13 protein-coding genes and 2 tRNA genes are annotated in these 17,340 nt (G+C 57.3%); 7 read left to right on the plus strand and 8 right to left on the minus strand.

All coding sequences use genetic code 11. The features are described 5' to 3' along the window. Positions 1-11 precede the first annotated feature (11 nt). From gyrB to PG731_RS02020, 6 genes are all read left to right on the plus strand, one after another. Positions 12-2,039, plus strand: a complete 2,028-nt coding sequence (gene gyrB / locus PG731_RS01995; RefSeq protein ID WP_270771826.1) for a DNA topoisomerase (ATP-hydrolyzing) subunit B — start codon at positions 12-14, stop codon at positions 2,037-2,039. A 57-nt stretch (positions 2,040-2,096) separates the two neighbouring features. Next, positions 2,097-4,730 (plus strand): DNA gyrase subunit A, encoded by a 2,634-nt coding sequence (gyrA, locus tag PG731_RS02000; protein ID WP_270771827.1) that lies wholly within the window; start codon positions 2,097-2,099, stop codon positions 4,728-4,730. Beyond that, entirely contained in the window at positions 4,727-5,122 is a 396-nt protein-coding gene (locus PG731_RS02005; RefSeq protein ID WP_195224631.1) for a DUF3566 domain-containing protein, read from the plus strand. The genes gyrA and PG731_RS02005 overlap by 4 nt, the downstream gene beginning before the upstream one ends. A gap of 88 nt (positions 5,123-5,210) precedes the next feature. Beyond that, a tRNA-Ile gene (locus PG731_RS02010) sits at positions 5,211-5,284 on the plus strand. A gap of 32 nt (positions 5,285-5,316) precedes the next feature. After that, a complete protein-coding gene (locus tag PG731_RS02015; RefSeq protein WP_006680601.1) occupies positions 5,317-5,454 on the plus strand; it encodes a DLW-39 family protein in 138 nt (45 codons plus the stop codon). 7 nt (positions 5,455-5,461) lie between these two features. Further along, positions 5,462-5,534, plus strand: a tRNA-Ala gene (locus PG731_RS02020). Between the two features lie 181 nt (positions 5,535-5,715). Here the strand turns inward: PG731_RS02020 and PG731_RS02025 are convergent. From PG731_RS02025 to PG731_RS02060, 8 genes are all read right to left on the minus strand, one after another. Continuing rightward, on the minus strand, positions 5,716-6,480 hold the full coding sequence (locus tag PG731_RS02025) for a phosphatase PAP2 family protein (RefSeq protein WP_270771829.1): 765 nt from the start codon (positions 6,478-6,480) through the stop codon (positions 5,716-5,718). Beyond that, complete coding sequence (locus PG731_RS02030; protein WP_270771830.1) at positions 6,477-6,908, minus strand: YchJ family protein; 432 nt, start codon at positions 6,906-6,908, stop codon at positions 6,477-6,479. Before PG731_RS02030 ends, PG731_RS02025 begins: the two co-directional genes overlap by 4 nt. A gap of 158 nt (positions 6,909-7,066) precedes the next feature. Next, positions 7,067-8,152: a YeiH family protein gene (locus PG731_RS02035; protein ID WP_270771831.1), complete on the minus strand. Its 1,086-nt coding sequence runs from the start codon at positions 8,150-8,152 to the stop codon at positions 7,067-7,069. 101 nt (positions 8,153-8,253) lie between these two features. Beyond that, positions 8,254-9,294, minus strand: a complete 1,041-nt coding sequence (trxB, locus tag PG731_RS02040; RefSeq protein WP_270771920.1) for a thioredoxin-disulfide reductase — start codon at positions 9,292-9,294, stop codon at positions 8,254-8,256. A gap of 86 nt (positions 9,295-9,380) precedes the next feature. Then, complete coding sequence (locus PG731_RS02045; protein ID WP_270771832.1) at positions 9,381-10,928, minus strand: hypothetical protein; 1,548 nt, start codon at positions 10,926-10,928, stop codon at positions 9,381-9,383. Between the two features lie 30 nt (positions 10,929-10,958). After that, positions 10,959-12,713 (minus strand): murein biosynthesis integral membrane protein MurJ, encoded by a 1,755-nt coding sequence (murJ, locus tag PG731_RS02050; protein WP_442952637.1) that lies wholly within the window; start codon positions 12,711-12,713, stop codon positions 10,959-10,961. Then, positions 12,710-14,962, minus strand: coding sequence for a DUF6049 family protein (locus PG731_RS02055; RefSeq protein WP_270771833.1), 2,253 nt, complete (start codon positions 14,960-14,962; stop codon positions 12,710-12,712). The genes murJ and PG731_RS02055 overlap by 4 nt, the downstream gene beginning before the upstream one ends. Beyond that, positions 14,963-15,487, minus strand: coding sequence for an NUDIX hydrolase (locus PG731_RS02060; protein WP_207760311.1), 525 nt, complete (start codon positions 15,485-15,487; stop codon positions 14,963-14,965). 223 nt (positions 15,488-15,710) lie between these two features. Here PG731_RS02060 and PG731_RS02065 point away from each other — a divergent pair, with 223 nt between their 5' ends. Next, positions 15,711-17,267, plus strand: coding sequence for a CCA tRNA nucleotidyltransferase (locus tag PG731_RS02065; protein WP_270771921.1), 1,557 nt, complete (start codon positions 15,711-15,713; stop codon positions 17,265-17,267). Positions 17,268-17,340: the final 73 nt, after the last annotated feature.

Raw genomic sequence — 17,340 nt, forward strand, 5'->3', positions numbered from 1 at the left:
AGGGGAGCCGCGTGGCTGACAACGAAAAGACGACAGACGGGGCTGAAGGCTACGGCGCTTCAGACATCACCGTTCTGGAAGGGCTTGAGGCGGTCCGTAAGCGTCCAGGTATGTATATTGGTTCAACCGGTGAGCGCGGTCTGCACCACCTGGTCTACGAGGTCGTCGACAACTCTGTTGACGAAGCTCTAGCTGGATATGCGGACCACATCGAAGTAACAATTCTTGCCGATGGTGGCCTTCGCGTCGAAGACAACGGTCGAGGTATTCCCGTTGATATTCACCCGACCGAAGGTAAACCCACGGTTGAGGTCGTCATGACCATCCTGCATGCCGGCGGTAAATTCGGCGGTGGCGGATACGCGGTGTCCGGTGGTCTTCACGGCGTCGGTATTTCGGTTGTGAACGCGCTGTCGACCCGCGTTGACACGATCGTTCGTCGTCAGGGCTATGCGTGGCGGATGTCCTTTGCCAACGGCGGTACGCCGATTACGAAGCTTGAACGTGGCGAAGAAACCACTAAGACGGGCACAACGCAGACGTTCTACCCGGATCCGAATATCTTTGAAACCACCGAATTCTCCTTCGAGACCCTGCGTCAGCGCTTCCAGCAGATGGCCTTCTTGAACAAGGGTCTGCGTATTTCGCTGACCGATGAGCGCCCTACCGCTGTTGATGAGGGCGACGAGATCACCGGCGACGAAATGGGTCCCGCAGACGATCCGGTTCCCGGTCACCGTCAGGTTACCTACATGTACGAACACGGCCTACGTGACTACGTCGAATACCTGGATTCGGCGAAGAAGATCGAAACGATTAACAATGACATCATCGACTTCGAATCGGAAAACGATGAAGGCACGATGAGCGTCGAGATCGCGATGCAGTGGACCACGGCCTACTCGTCCAGCGTCCACACTTTCGCGAATACGATTAACACGACCGAAGGCGGTATGCACGAAGAAGGCTTCCGCACGGCGCTGACAACCATTGTGAACCGCTACGGTCGCGACAAGGGAATCATCAAAGAGAAGGATGACAACCTGACCGGCGATGACGTCCGCGAAGGTCTGACAGCCGTCATTTCGATCAAGCTGACCGAACCGCAGTTCGAAGGTCAGACGAAGACGAAGCTCGGCAACACCGAGGCACGTACCTTCGTTCAGCAGCAGGTATATTCCCAGCTCACCGACTGGTTCGATGCTCACCCCGCAGACGCGAAGGCGATTATCAACAAGGGTCAGCAGGCGCAGCAGGCACGCGTCGCAGCCCGCAAGGCTCGCGAGGCCACCCGCCGTAAGGGTGTCCTTGAATCGGCGTCCATGCCGGGCAAGCTTCGTGACTGCTCTTCGCGCAAGGCTGAAGAGTGCGAAATCTTCATCGTCGAGGGCGACTCCGCAGGTGGCTCCGCCGTTGGTGGTCGTGACCCCGAACACCAGGCGATTCTGCCGATCCGAGGCAAGATCCTGAACGTTGAAAAGGCTCGTCTCGATCGCGCGCTGTCCTCTGACACGATCCGCTCGCTCATCACGGCATTCGGTACCGGTATCGGTGAAGATTTCGATCTTGAAAAGCTCCGCTACGGCAAGATCGTCATCATGGCCGACGCTGACGTCGACGGTCAGCACATCGCAACCCTGCTTCTTACTCTGCTGTTCCGCTACATGCGACCGCTGATCGAACAGGGCCACACCTACATCGCAATGCCTCCGCTCTACCGCATCAAGTGGACGAACGCCGAGCACGAATTCGCTTACTCAGATAAGGAACGCGACAAGCTCCTCGCAGCGGGTCAGGCAGCCAATCACCGCCTGCCCAAGGAAGGTGGTATTCAGCGTTACAAGGGTCTGGGCGAAATGAACGACCACGAGCTCTGGGAAACCACCATGGATCCGGCTCACCGTATCCTCAAGAAGGTCACCCTCGATGAGGCCGCCGACGCCGATGAGATCTTCACGATCCTCATGGGCGACGACGTCGATCTTCGTCGTTCCTTCATCCAGCGCAACGCCTCTGACGTGCGCTTCCTCGATATCTGATCTAACAGTCACGCACCGGCCGCAGGCCGGCCTCGTCAATAAAACTTAAGGAAAAACGTGAGCGACGAGCTAAACAACACAACCGACGCGGCTGTCGACTACGACCGTATCCTGCCTGTTGACCTGCAGGTAGAAATGCAGCGCTCCTACCTCGACTACGCGATGAGCGTCATCGTCGGTCGAGCCCTCCCCGACGTGCGTGACGGTCTCAAGCCTGTTCACCGTCGCGTGCTCTACGCGATGTACGACGGCGGATACCGACCCACTTCGTCCTTCTCCAAGTCGTCCCGCGTCGTCGGCGACGTCATGGGTAACTACCACCCGCACGGCGATGCCGCGATCTACGATGCGCTTGCACGTCTGGTGCAGTGGTGGTCGTTGCGCTACCCGCTGGTTGCCGGCCAGGGTAACTTCGGTACGCCGGGTAACCTCGGTCCCGCAGCGCCCCGTTACACCGAATGTAAGATGGCGCCTTTGGCGATGGAAATGGTCTGCGATATCGACGAAGAATCCGTCGATTTTCAGGACAACTACGATGGCAAGAACCAAGAGCCGACCATTCTGCCGTCTCGCTTCCCGAATCTGTTGGTTAACGGCTCCGAAGGTATCGCGGTCGGTATGGCGACCAGGATCCCGCCGCACAACCTGCGAGAAGTCGCCGACGGTATCCAGTGGGCGCTCGAGAACACCGAAGCATCCCGCGAGGAACTGCTTGAGGCTCTGATTAAGCGCATCCCCGGCCCGGACTTCCCGACCGGCGCCACGATCCTCGGACGCAAGGGCATCGAAGACGCTTACCGCACTGGTCGCGGTTCCATCACCCAGCGTGCAGTCGTCAACGTTGAGGAAATTCAGGGACGCCAGTGCCTTGTTGTCACCGAGCTTCCCTACCAGGTGAACCCCGACAACCTTGCCGACAAGATCGCTCAGCTGGTTCGCGACGGCCAGATCCAGGGTATTGCGGATATCCGTGACGAAACCTCGGGTCGTACCGGCCAGCGCCTCGTCATAGTCTTAAAGCGTGACGCGGTCGCCAAGGTCGTTCTCAACAACCTGTACAAGCGCACTCCGTTGCAGGAAAACTTCAGTGCCAACATGCTGGCGATCGTTGACGGTGTTCCGCGTACGCTCAGCTTGGACGGCTTCGTTCGCCACTGGATCACGCACCAGATTTCCGTCATCGTGCGTCGCACTCAGTTCCGCCTGCGCAAGGCTCAAGAACGCCTCCATATCTTGGAGGGCTACCTCAAGGCACTCGACGCTCTCGACGATGTCATCGCGCTGATCCGTCGTTCGCCGACTGTCGATGAGGCACGTAAGGGCCTCACGGACTTGCTCGGTGTGGACGAGGTCCAGGCAGACGCGATCCTCGCCCTGCAGCTGCGTCGTCTGGCTGCTCTGGAACGCCAGAAGATTATGGACGAGCACGCCGAACTGACCGCGCGCGTCACCGATCTTCAGGACATCCTCGATACGCCGGCGCGTCAGCGTTCCATCATCTCGGGCGAACTGCAGACAATCGTCGATAAGTACGGCGATGACCGTCGCACGCGCATCGTCCCCTTCGACGGCGAAATGTCGATGGAAGACCTCATTCCCGAAGAAGACGTAGTCGTCACCATCACCCGCGAAGGTTTCGCGAAGCGTACGCGCACCGACAACTACCGTTCGCAAAAGCGCGGTGGCAAGGGTGTTCGTGGCACGCAATTGCGCGGAGATGACGTTGTCGAGCACTTCTTCGTCACGACCACGCACCACTGGCTATTGTTCTTCACGAACCTCGGTCGCGTGTACCGTGCGAAGGCATATGAGATCCCCGAAGGCGGTCGCGATGCCAAGGGCCAGCACGTTGCAAACCTCCTGGCATTCCAGCCGGAGGAACACATCGCGCAGGTTCTCGCTATCCGCGACTACGAGGTCGCCGACTACCTTGTCTTGGCAACCAAGTCCGGTCTGGTGAAGAAGACTCCGCTGAAACTCTACGAGTCCTCACGTACCGGTGGCATCATCGGCATCAACTTGCGTGAAGATGAGGCCGGTAACCCGGATGAGCTCGTGTCCGCACAGGTCATTAACGCTGATCAGGACCTGATCCTGGTCTCGCGTGATGGCCAGGCAGTCCGCTTCGTCGCCACCGACGAGCAGCTTCGCCCGATGGGTCGCTCCACGGCGGGCGTTCGTGGAATGAGATTCCGCGGTGACGACGAACTGCTGTCCATGGAGGTTCCGCGCGAGGGCACGGACCTGTTGATCGTCACTGACTCCGGTTACGCGAAGCGCACTCCGGTTGAGGAATACCCAACGAAGTCCCGTGGCACGATGGGTGTCCGCGTTGGCAAGCTCGTTGATGAACGCGGTGGCCTTGTTGGTGCACTTGTGGTCAATCCGGATGAAGACGTCATGGTCATCACCGAATCCGGCAAGCTGGTTCAGGTCAATGCCTCGGACGTTCGCCCAACGGCACGCAACACGATGGGCGTCATCTTCGCTCGCCCGGACGAGGACGATCGTATCATCGCGATCACTCCGAACCCGGAGCGCGATATTGATGATGAAGATGGCGAATCTGAATCTCAGGACTCCGACAGCTTAGGTGATGAAACGCCGACAAACTCTTCGAATGCTGACGAAAGCGCTGATAACGCTGTAGCGTCAGAGCAAGAGTCCACCCAGGAAGGTAATGACGAATGAGCGACGCGCACGGCATGTATTCCATCAATGACACGCCTCGTCGAGTTGATATCGCTATCGCGCGAGTCGATGCGTGGACGGTAATGAAGGTGAGCTTCCTTCTTTCCGTCGCATTCGGCATTGCCATGGTGATTGCAACCGCTGTCTTGTGGTTCATGGTTGACGGTATGCACGTCTTTTCCACCATCGAAGACTTCATGAAGACCATCGGTGGCGAAAAGTTCATCCCGTTCCTTGACTACCTGCGTCTTCCCAAGGTTCTGTCCTACGCCACCATTGCCGGTGTCGCGAATGTTGTTCTATTGACCGCCATTTCGACCCTTGGCGCCATGCTGTACAACGTCATCGCGTCCCTGGTGGGTGGCGTGAAGATTTCCTTGATGGACGAATAATCGTGTGGTGCGCTACATCACGCCATTCAATTTGAAGTTGGACGGTGGGTGTGCGTAACATAATCGAGTGCTCTTCAGGGCACAGATTGGGCCTATAGCTCAGTAGGTTAGAGCGCAGTCCTGATAAGACTGAGGTCGATGGTTCGAGCCCATCTAGGCCCACGTTCCGCAATCGCAAGAAAGGCGGAGATCCAATGAAGAAATGGATCACAGCACTCAGTGCGGTGGCTACGGCTGTTGCAGCGGGTATTGTTGTGCGACAGATTCTCGAAGATCTCTCCGACAATGTAGAGTTGTGGAAGTCCGTGACGGACAATCCTTTCCAGGATTGATGTCATTGGGGCTATGGCGCAATTGGTAGCGCACCTGCTTTGCAAGCAGGGGGTTACGGGTTCGAGTCCCGTTAGCTCCACACATACCCCGGTACATTTCGGTGCCGGGTTTTTCATTTGTTGCCGGCGGACTGGGCGCCGGACGGCGTACACGTGGAATGCGGGTTGTGTCGTGTCAGGCGACGTTTTGCTCTTGGGAGCCGTTTTTGTCGCCTCGTATGACTTTTCTGCTACGCATATGGTCGTCACATGGTTCACTGTCTAGCGTGTGTGAACGCTGTGGCGGGTCAATAAAAGACCTCCCAAGATCAGTGCGATACCTGATCCCATCAGCGCTCCACCAATGATGTCTGTTGTCCAGTGCGCGGCCAGGTAAATGCGTGTTGTGGCCACAAGCGCCACTAATGAGATCGCGAGCATCCAGATCAGGCAGGCACGGCCTCGTCGATTCCGTGAAAGGCGGGAGTCTGCGATGCCGACATCAATCGACGAAACTCCCCATGCGTGCAACGCAAGCAGAGCAGCACTGACAGCGAGAGCGGAGGCGGCGGTGGTGTGACCGGAGGGGAAAGAATGGGAAAGTTCGACGACGAGGCGCTGTGGAATCGGTGGGCGGACTCGTTCGATACCGAGCTTGACCAGCGACGTTGCAACCGCTGACACCGCCATCACTAGGGGAATAAACAGCCCGAAGCGCCACGACTTTGAGACTGCCCAGATCAGTAGTCCGAGGACGACCGCTTCGATCACGGAAACAGTCGGGGAGAAAAGGTGGGTCACCGCTTTCATGAACGCGGTCAACGCATCGATGCGGATCGTGAGCACCCAGTTCAGAACCGCCTGATCAAAGTTCGCAATAGACTTCAGGTGAATGAACAGGCCCAGGATGATTGCGCCGAGAATCGCCCAGTTGCCGACAATAATCCGCGTCCAGCCGACCAACCCAACTGAGTGGACAAGGTCGCGGAGCTTGGGGTGGATGTAGTCGGTGTCGATATGGTCAGTGTGGGTGTCGTGAGAGTTCACATCATCGTCCCGTCGACATAGACCCACCGGCCACCGCGCTTGGTGAAGGTGGAGCGTTCATGCAGGCGGTCGTGGCCTCGTGCGTGAGTGAAGTCGACGATGAACTCGACAATGCCGTCCTGGTCGTTTTCGGTGCCCGTGACGGTTTCGACGATGGTGAGCCCGTTCCATGTTATCTGCGGGTCGATGTAGGGGGGAGCGGGGCGCGTGCGCGGATGCCACGAGCGGAAAAGATGGTTTTCGTTGCGCAGCACGAAGGCGGAGTAGCGCGAGCGCATGAGGGCTTCGGCGGTGGGTGCGGGCTCGCCGTCAAGGATCGGGGAGCAACACGCGCCGAATGCGATGGAAGAACCGCAGGTGCACGGGTCAGTGGGTGTGAGGCCCTGCGCGGATGCTACGCCTTTACGTGGCAAGTCAGAAAGCGTCATACGCATTAGCCTACCCGGGCAGATTTTACGAGGCGCGAACAGGACAGTGGTGTGCCCGTTGCTGTTTTCACCAATATACGAGGGCGACCACATTGGTCTCACCCCACGCCAGCAAGAGGGCCGGTAGTGGAGACCCTCTGCTGACGGTAAGCGAAGAATCAGTGCGCCAGCATCACGCCGATGAAGCCACTCAGAGCAACAATGACAGTCGTCGAGGTAGCAAGAATAAACGGCTTCGGGCCAACGGACGCAAAATCACGCAGCTTCACGGACGTGCCCAGTGCGAACATCGCCGAGGCGAGTAGCGCCGTCTGAATAATCTTCAGAACCGCAAGCCACGACGCGGGCACAATCCCGGTCCACCGCACGAAGACCATGACGATGAATCCGAAGACAAACAGTGGCATCAGAGGCGGAAGCTTGCCACCCTCGGAACCCATGCCGGGGATCTGAGCTCCCGACGCCATCTTCTGACGCCTCCAGATGCTGATCGTCGCCATAACGGGAGCGAGCATCAGCACGCGAGCAAGCTTCACAACAACCGCACCAGACAGTGCCTCGGGATCTCCCAAAGCACCGCCAATCGCGACAACCTGGGCGACCTCGTGTGTGGCCGCGCCACCCCACAAGCCAGTGGTCAGCGGATCCAAACCGAACAGCGTGCCGAGAATCGGGATCAACGGAATCAGCAGCGTGCCAAAAATGACGACCTGCGCAATAGCGGTGACAACCTCTTCGCGATCCTGAGCTTCAATAACGCCATCAACCGCGGCAACAGCGGCCGCACCGCAGATCGAGAAACCGCCCGCGATCAGCAGTGTCTGCGTGATCGATAGGTGTAGAGCTCGCCCCACAAGAAGCGTCGACACAATACCCAAGACGACAACCGCAACGACAACACCGATCATCCCAGCGCCCAGTGCCACGATATCGGCTACCACCAGCTGTAGGCCCAATAGCACAACGCCAGCACGCAACAGACGCTTGGAAGTGAAAACCAGACCGGGATCCAGGACCGCGGGTAGCTGTGCGATATTCCGCAGAAAAACACCCAGAATGATCGCCACCAGCATTACCGACAGCGCCGGCACAAAATGGTTGATGAGCAATGCCAGTCCGACCGCAACGAAAGACAGTGCGATGCCGGGCAACATACGCATCAACGAGGCGGACCAGCCAGACTGAGTCGTCGTGGCTGGCGTAGGGGTCGGAGCAGATGATGATGAAACTGAAGCTGGGCTCATACAGATAACTGTATGAGCCCAGCCGAGCAGTTTAGGGGACGAATGCTCGTTTTTACCTTGATGTGCGCTGTTGCACGCGCTCACTCATCATGGATAAATGATCAGTCGTCCAGCGAGGCCAGCCAACGCTCGGCGTCAAGGGCCGCGCGGCAACCGGAGCCGGCAGCCGTAATCGCCTGACGGTAGGTGTGATCAACGGCGTCACCACAGGCGAAGACACCTGTTGCAGAGGTGCGCGTTGACGGTTCGTCGACCACGATGTAGCCGGCGTCGTCCAGTGCGACGTCCGCAGCGAGGAACGACGTGCGTGGCAGGTGACCAATCGCCACGAACACACCATTGACATCAAGGTCGGACAGCGTGCCATCAACGGTGCTCTTCAAACGCAGACCCGTGACCTCGTCGCTACCCAGAACCTCGTCGACGGTCGAATTCCACACGAACTCAATCTTCGGGTTTGACTTCGCACGGTCAGCCATCGCCTTCGAAGCGCGGAGCTCATCGCGACGGTGCACGACGTACACCTTGGAGGCGAAGTTCGTTAGGAACGTTGCTTCTTCCATTGCAGAGTCGCCACCGCCGATAACGGCCAGCACACGATCCTTGAAGAAGAAGCCGTCGCAGGTCGCACAGTAGGAAACACCGCGACCTGACAGCGAATCCTCGCCCGGAACATTCATGTGACGGTACTCAGACCCGGTCGCCAGAATGACAGCCTTCGCGTACAGCAATTCGTCGTCGACGGCGACAACCTTCACATCACCTGACAGGTTCACCGCGGTGACATCCTCGTAGCGAACGTCCGCGCCGAACTTTTCTGCCTGCTCACGCATGTTATCCATGAGCTCGGGCCCCTGAATACCTTCGGGGAAACCGGGGAAGTTCTCAACCTCAGTCGTCGTCATCAGAGCGCCACCGGCAGCGAGAGCTCCAGCGATCACGATTGGCTTCAGGCCGGCGCGAGCCGTGTAAATCGCGGCCGTGTAACCGGCAGGACCAGAACCAACGATGATGACATCGTGAATGGTTGCATCTGCGGGAACCTCGCCAGACGGGCGGGTTGCCGGCTCGGTCGAAACGGTCTCGACCTCGGTATCAACCGTGTTCACGGCCAGCAGGTCAGACATCACTGTAAATTCCATCATTACCTTTCGAAAAGATCGCCAAGAGTGCCAGGCTTCAGGCACCTATTGATCTCATCAGCCAATAGTGTGCTTTGCGGGAATCGCTACTGAACGCTGAGTTCGCTCACCCATGCCCAGTTGTTACCGTCGACCGAAGTCGGCATGGTTGCAAAGGACAGAGCAATCTGCGACGTGGTGACGGGTTCAGGAAGGGTGATCTCCGTTGTAGGACTCAACGTCCCACGCGCCAATTCTGTTCCACTTCGAGGAGCATCGGCATCCGTGACGTTGCGCACGACCAGTTCACCACCGGACGTGGACGGATCCATGTTCAGCGTGATCTGAGAAACCGTTGCTTCTGCAGAGAACTTGATAACGATGGTGACAGTGTTGTCGTCAGTGAAAGAATTCGTGTCGTAGTAGCGCGAGTGCCACGTGGTCGATGGGTCGCCGTCAATCATGTTGACCGCAGTGTCCGGGTGGTCGCCGTCATCGTTTGACCAAGACAGAACGGATACGGAAGAAACAAGCGGAGCAGTCGTTCCCTGCATTCCCGATTGTTCGTTGGATTGGGCTTGGTTTGCCGATTGTGCGTCTGCGAGCGACTGCGCCAAGTCAGGCGAGCCAATGGGTTTCAGTAGACCTATCGTGCCGAAGATCGCAGCGAGAATAGTCAAAACAGCCGCAAAAACAAGAGTCGGCTTTGTCGGATCAATCAGCCCTCGTTCACGCTGAGGCTGGTCCTCTTCACCCGCGGAGGCCACAAGAGCCTGATGGTCTTTGGGACGCTCAACAATCGGGCCGGGGAAGTCAGTCGTCACGTCGGCCTCGTGTGCCGGTGGCATGTCAACGGGTGCCACCAGCGGGGGAATGCCCGTGAAGTGCTTCGATGCGACAGTCTTGTCAGCCTTTTCGCCCTCGTCGTTTTCCTTATCGACGAGGCCGCCTTCGTCGTCGCTACCCCGATCTTCTTCAGGGGCGGAAGGTATGGACGAATTATCTTCATCGGATTCGTCCTGAGCGCCTTGGTCGAGGTCGCCGTCTTCGCCAGACTCAACAACGCCATCTGTCGCTTCTGGTGTCTTCAAAGCGGACAACTTTGCTTTGATCGTGGCGATCAGGCCAGCAAAACCCGTGAGCGCCACGCCGCTTTCAGTATCGGATTCTTCATCTTCCGATTCGTCAGAACTATCGTCGCCCGACTCACGGTCTTCTACGTCAGTGTCGTCTTCAGCGTCCTCATCCCGTTCGGACTCTGCATCGTCGGCGCCATCAGAGGCATCATCGATTTCTTCGACGCGCTCCTCATCCTGATCAATGCTTTCAGGCTGCTCGCCTAGGACAGGCTCTTCAGGCTCATCGATAACGACCACATCATCATCCTCGGGTGAATCCGCATCGTCATCGTGGCTTTCATCAAGCTGGACGTCTAAAGAGTCGACCACGGCCTCGTCCCCATCTTCGGCTTCAGAATCATCAGACTCAGGGTCTGCCAGAATCTCGTCGAACGAGGGGAGAGCAGCGGCCAGCGCAACAGCAGTCTCGCGATCGGCTTCGCTCAACTCAGGGTTGAGCGAAGCAGGAGTAGGTGAGTTTTCAGAGGACGTACCATCCGACAATTCATCGTGATCGGGCTTGCCGTCCGTGCTCATGGGGATCCTCCGTTGAAAAAGTGCGAGAACTCAGTCCATTATCGTTGAAGAAGTTGATTTCGGCTGTATTGGCGCGGCAAGGATGCGCCGCAAAACCAGTGGAACTCGCAACCTTTGAAGTAGCGGAGTGATCGTGCGCGCGCTTGTTGACGGCGAAATCAGCCTCAGAACAACCATGTACACAATCGACGCGACCAGTGAAACCATGATCAGCTTCAACGAAGCGCCACCAAAACGAAGCAGGGTCGATGAAGTCTGGGTCTGCACTCCCACCAGCTTTAATGCGCCGAATGAAGACAGCGCCGCCAGCACGGCAGAAACCACAAACGCGCTGTAGGAACGCAAAAGCAAGGCACGATCCACGTAGGAATTACGACGCGACACCCATGCCACCGCAATCACGCCCTGGACAATGCGACACGAGGTTTCACCAAGAGCAGCGGCAACAACCCACCACTTGGCACCCGTCATCGCATACATTCCCCACCCGACGATGACCTGAAGAATGGTCGGACCAATACCCATCAAGAACACTGGTTTAACGTCTTCATAAGCGAAGAAAACGCGTTGACTCATCAAGACCATGCCCGTTGAGGCCACACCCGGCATTAAAGCAACAAGGACCCAGGCATACGCGAGGATCACTTCCTGGTTCGTCTTTGAGTACAGAACCATCTGCATCATCGGCACGGAACCAGCCATCAGGATCGCGGCCGCCAGCAGAGTCAGGGACGTAATCGTTTGGACGCCCAGGTGGTAACTCGCTGCCACGGAACGATCATCATCATCGGCGACCGCCCGCGCCATTTGAGTGAAGATCGCTGTTGTTAGCGACACCGTGATCAGCGACTGCGGAACCATGAAAATCATGAAAGCGGTTGCGTAGGCGTTAATACCGACGAGCACACCGTCATGCGTCTTCGCGTACGCATCGGCCAAAGCAGCCAAGTTATTCGTCGATAGGACACCAATCTGGCTGACTCCCAGCGTCGCGAACGTCCATCCGGCCACCTTCGACGTGGAGCCAAATGACGTGCCTCGGAAATGGAAGTCAGGCTTGAAATGAACGCCCGATCGTTTCATCGGAATGAACAAGACAAGCGCCTGAGCAATCACGCCGAGCGTCGCCGACCCACCCAGTAGCCAGAATTGTGTCGCGGAAAGATCCTCGACATTGATGCGCCCTTCGGTGCCACCCCACAAAAAGAGGAATGCACCCAAACCGGCGATACCAACAACGTTATTCACCACCGGCGCCCACATGTATGGGCCGAACACGCCACGCGCATTCAGTAGCTCACCCAGCAGGTTGTACAGGCCGTAGAAGAACAGCTGTGGCAAACAGAGCAAAGCGAAAAGAATCGCCAACGTGCGAGTTTGAGCGTCGTAGCCGGCTGCCGTGATCACAACCAACAGCGGAGCGGCAATCATCGCCACGATCGTCACGATAAACAGAAGCGTCCCAGCAAGAGTGAGCAGACGATTCACATAGGTTTGACCATCATGCTTTCGCTTCAGTGCTCCAACGATCTGTGGAACAAGAACCGCATCAAAAACGCCGGACGCCAAAAGATTAAAGACTGTGTTCGGCAAAGTATTCGCCGTTTGGAAGGCTGCAGATACGCCACCGCCGGCTGCTCCAATTGCAGCAAGAAGCATTGCCGAACGAACAAACCCAAGGATTCGCGACACCATCGTGCCCGACGCCATGATCGCGCTGGCTCTCAGGATGGATCGGCTCCGAGGCTCCTGAGGCGCTTCAACCGAAGAGTTCGACTCGGTCATTTGTTCTCCTCTTCTTCGCGCCCAGCACGGCGCTTGCGTACCGACCTGACCAGGCCGATCACAAACAGAAGACCAAAAGCAATCGCAACCGTGATAGTAAAAGCATCTTCCCAGCCGGCACGCATACGGACAAGAATGTCATCCGAGATGGTAAGAAGCGTGCCGTCGGCAGTATTGATTTGGTAGGTCACTTCAATATCGCCCGAACCGATGGCATTCACGGGAACGTTGACCGCGGTGACTGTTCGCGCAGGAATGGTTGTGATCGCGGACTGGCGAACCTTCAGCCTGGGATCGGATGGGTTGATCGTGACCGTCACATTCACGTCCCACGCCAAATCATTACGAACACGGATCGGAAAATCCGCGGACTTGTTAATCAGATTCACCGTGTCTGAAGGCACCAGTGACACCAGAGAGCGGAGGTTCGACACCTTCGCGCTGAATTGGGACGCGCGCGTCACCTGCTCATCGGCGCTGATCGACGCATTCACCGTCGGCAAAATATCGTCGTGGAGAGTCGCGTTGACCGCCTTCGGGTCAGACGTTGAATCCGCAAAAGACTTCAGTTGTGCCAGTGCATCGCCAAGCGTTGTCAACGCTGCGCTTGTTTCAGCCGACAGCTGACCGGGTCCGACAACGAAACGCTCAACGTCAGTCACCTGCGACGACGCGATTTGGCTAAACGACGTGGGCTCAACCCACCGCTGTTGGAGCAAAGACTTCAGACGCTGAACAAGCGAAGCAGACGGGGTCAACGTGCGTGACGCCGTCACCTCAACCGTTCGAGACACACTGGGACGCTCACGCGTAATAATCGCAGACACGCCAGCAAGTGCCTGGTCAACATCAAGAGCGTCCGAGCTCGTTGACACTTCCCAACTCAGCAGATCGTTCAACGTTTTATTCGTTGAAAGAACAGTCGCCGTCGAATCTGTCGCCCCCTGCGTGGACGTTTCACCCGTCGAATAATTCACTTCAACGGGAGCAAGGGAGGTAAACGACACCTCGGGGTCAGGATCCAACGCACCGCCCGGAGCGATCGTCACCTTATCGGAAGCCAAGGCCAGCCCGGTCGTACTGAACGTTTCAGCTTTCGGCCACTCCACATTCTTCAAAATCGTCGCATTCGCGTGGGTTTTTGACGCCTTCTGCGCAGCACTCTCGTTCGAGGACTGAGAATGTGAACCGTTTGCCTCACTTTGCGATCCCTGGGTTTGGGTAGCCCCTGACTGGTCAGAGCTCTGCGATGTCGCGCTCTGCGGGTTGGATTCGGCTAAGTCGGCAGACGCGCCCTCAATCGCGACGCCGGTTGCACTCCACCCAGCTGCTTCCACCGACGTCGGAAAGGATTTGATCGACGCGGACATCAGCGCAGACAGCTGATCGTTTGCCGCCAACGCAACCACGCCGGGATCGGCATCTCCCGTGGGAAGCGCGATGATTTCACGTTCAGCCACCAATAGCTTCGATGCGAACAATCCATCAGCATCCGCCTTCGAAGTCGACGTGTCACGAGTTGGACGCGGAATCACCGTCGAATCAAGAGCCAGCGTCGTACCCGGAATCTGAGCAATCTCAGTTATCGCCGAACGCTCTTTCACGGTATTGCTTGAATTTGACGCGGTCCACGGAACAACAGCGTTCACCTGCGTCGGCTGGACCTCCTGGCCGGAATCCCAAATAAAAATCGTACGATCCGCGCCACTGTGATCCCCCGACAGAACGTCGACGCCGAGGGCTCGCGGACCCCAGTCATAGGACGAATACAGGTCGAGGCGATCAACTGGAATATGAACCTCGAAGGGGATGGTCTGCCCGCCAGGAATGTCCTCGCTGGTTTCTTCGTAGCTGATCAGACGCCCAGGACGCGTCGACGCATCCAAAGAATCAGCGAGTTCACGAATACTATCGGCCGGACCAAATGCCATCGAAACCATCAGCAAAGGGGCGGAAAGCGCTTCATCACCGGTGTTCGTGATTGTGCCCGAAACAACCAGCTCGCTTTCGTTCGTCAGAATCTTCGGGCTGAGCTGGTTGATCGACACGGTTAAGCCGTTCGATGATTGCGATTTGGCAAACAGGTCCGGGACAGTTGCCTGCGTTCCACCTGCCGTTTCATCGCCGAACGAGGCCGGTGCGACCACGCTGCTTCCAACCATGGCAAGGCCGGCAAGGGTCGCGGTTGCTAGGGCGACGCTTTGGATACTCGTGGCGAAGAGCCGACGGGCGAAAAGTCCGTGCCTCATCTATTGCCCCCGATAGAGGAGATCAAGAGCCAGAGAAACGATGCGACGCTCATTCGGGTAAGCGAGCTGGTGAGGAAGATCTTTCAAACGAACCCATGCGGCAGCTTCCGCTTCGTGATCAGGGTCATTTTCAACCGTGATTTCGCCCGAAACGTACTGCATCAGGTAGTGGTGAACGACCTTATGAACCCGGCGTTCATTGCCTGAGAACCAGTAGTCAATGCTGGTCAGGTGAGTCAGAATTTGGCCGTGGATACCGGTCTCTTCCGCTACTTCACGAAGAGCTGCCTGCTCGGCCGTTTCCCCGGGTTCAATGTGCCCCTTCGGAAGACACCATTCGATGCGACCTGAACGATTCCTTCTGGCAATCAACGCGGCGTAGGGAATTCCATCCACAACGTCAATGACGATGCCACCGGCCGACGTTTCGGATGAAACGGGAAGATGCGATGTTGACGAATGAAGCTGGCGCGTATGACGAATCGGGGGTCGTGGGACCCCCTGTCTGTGATTCGTCGGACGCATAGGCATACGTCCACTTTAGTTGCCCGACGGCAACGTTTTGTGACAGACCGCCCTTGTGTGCAGACTCGTCACCAGATTCACGCGCTTCTTAATGGCAGTTTCTCGCCAAAACATGGCACGCTTAGGGGTGATGAGTGAAAAGACCACACTTTCGAATCAGCCTAACTCGCACCCTCACGCGCGCGTATATGCGGACATCTCTGCTCGCGATATTCCATCGCTGATGGTGAATGCTCGAAATGCCTTCGCCAATTTGCCATCGGAGATTCTTGAGCTTGGACGCGTTTTTGAAGATGCAGGAGAAGAGATCGCCCTAGTCGGCGGTCCGGTTCGCGATGCCTTTCTGGGTGTGGACCCGCATGATTTTGACCTGACAACGTCTGCGCGCCCAGATAAGACCGAAGAGCTCCTGGCCATGTGGGGCGACGCCGTATGGGATATCGGCAAGGAATTCGGAACGATCGGCGGACGCCGTAAGAATCTGGTCGTCGAGGTCACCACGTATCGTACGGATTCGTACGAGGTCGGTTCGCGCAAACCAGAAGTTGCCTTTGGGGACACTCTGGAAGGCGACCTGACCCGTCGTGACTTCACCGTGAATGCGATGGCGATGCGTCTGCCGTCCATGACGCTTGTTGACCCGCACAACGGTTTGGAAGACCTCGCGGCCTCGCGCCTGCGTACGCCGGTGACAGCTGAGCAGTCCTTTGACGATGACCCGCTCCGGATCATGCGTGCTGCGCGTTTCAGCGCTCAACTGGGCATCGACGTTGACATGGATGTCATGGATGCGATGGAAATAATGGCGTCCCGTCTTGAAATCGTGTCAGCAGAACGAATTTGCGCCGAACTGCAACGTCTGATCATTTCTCACTGGCCTAGGCGGGGCCTCGAATTGATGGTTCACACGGGAGTTGCCAAGATTGTCCTGCCGGAACTCGCCACGCTGGTGGAAACCGTGGACGAGCACAATCGCCATAAGGACGTCTACGAGCACACTCTGACCGTCCTCGACCAGGCGATCGCGTTGGAGACCGGCCCGGATGGCCCAGTGCCCGGCCCCGACTTCATTCTCCGATTCGCGGCGTTGATGCACGATGTGGGCAAGCCCGATACGCGCGTTTTCGAGAAGAACGGGACCGTCTCGTTCCACCATCACGAAATCGTGGGTGCGAAGATGACGCGTAAGCGTATGCGCGCTCTGAAATTCGACAAGGCGACAACCCAGGCGGTTGAAAAGCTCGTGTCTCTTCACCTGCGTTTCCACGGGTACGGGGAAGTAGCCTGGAGTGATTCGGCAGTTCGTCGCTATGTTGCTGACGCGGGTGACCAGCTTGAACGTCTTCATCGTCTGACCCGCGCTGACTGCACAACGCGTAATCGTCGTAAGGCCATGATGCTGTCAAGCGCCTATGACGATCTGGAAAACCGTATCGTTGCTCTGCGCGAGCAGGAAGAGTTGGATGCGATCCGCCCGGATTTGGATGGTGACCAGATTATGGAAATCCTGGGATTGCGTCCCTCACGTGCGGTCAAGCTCGCGCGCGACTACCTGATGGAGTTGCGTCTGGAGAACGGCCCGATGGGTGAAGAGGCGGCAAAGGCAGCTTTGCTCGACTGGTGGTCTTCGGAAGAAATCCGCGAGATTGCAGCGGAATATCAGGCTCAGCAGGCGCACTGGGAGTCGCTTGTTGCGCAAAAGCGAGCAAAGAAAGCTGCTGCGAAAGCGAAGCGACAATCTGAGTTGGCAGATGAGACAGTGCCAACATCAGCGGATTAGTTTCGCTCTAGTTGCTGTTTGAGTGCGAACTACGAGGTCTAGGCCACGCGTCTTCACTGTGCAACCTCGGCTT

It is taken from the genome of Pauljensenia sp. OF14-1SRA, assembly GCF_027694595.1.
Lineage (GTDB): Bacteria > Actinomycetota > Actinomycetes > Actinomycetales > Actinomycetaceae > Pauljensenia > Pauljensenia turicensis_B.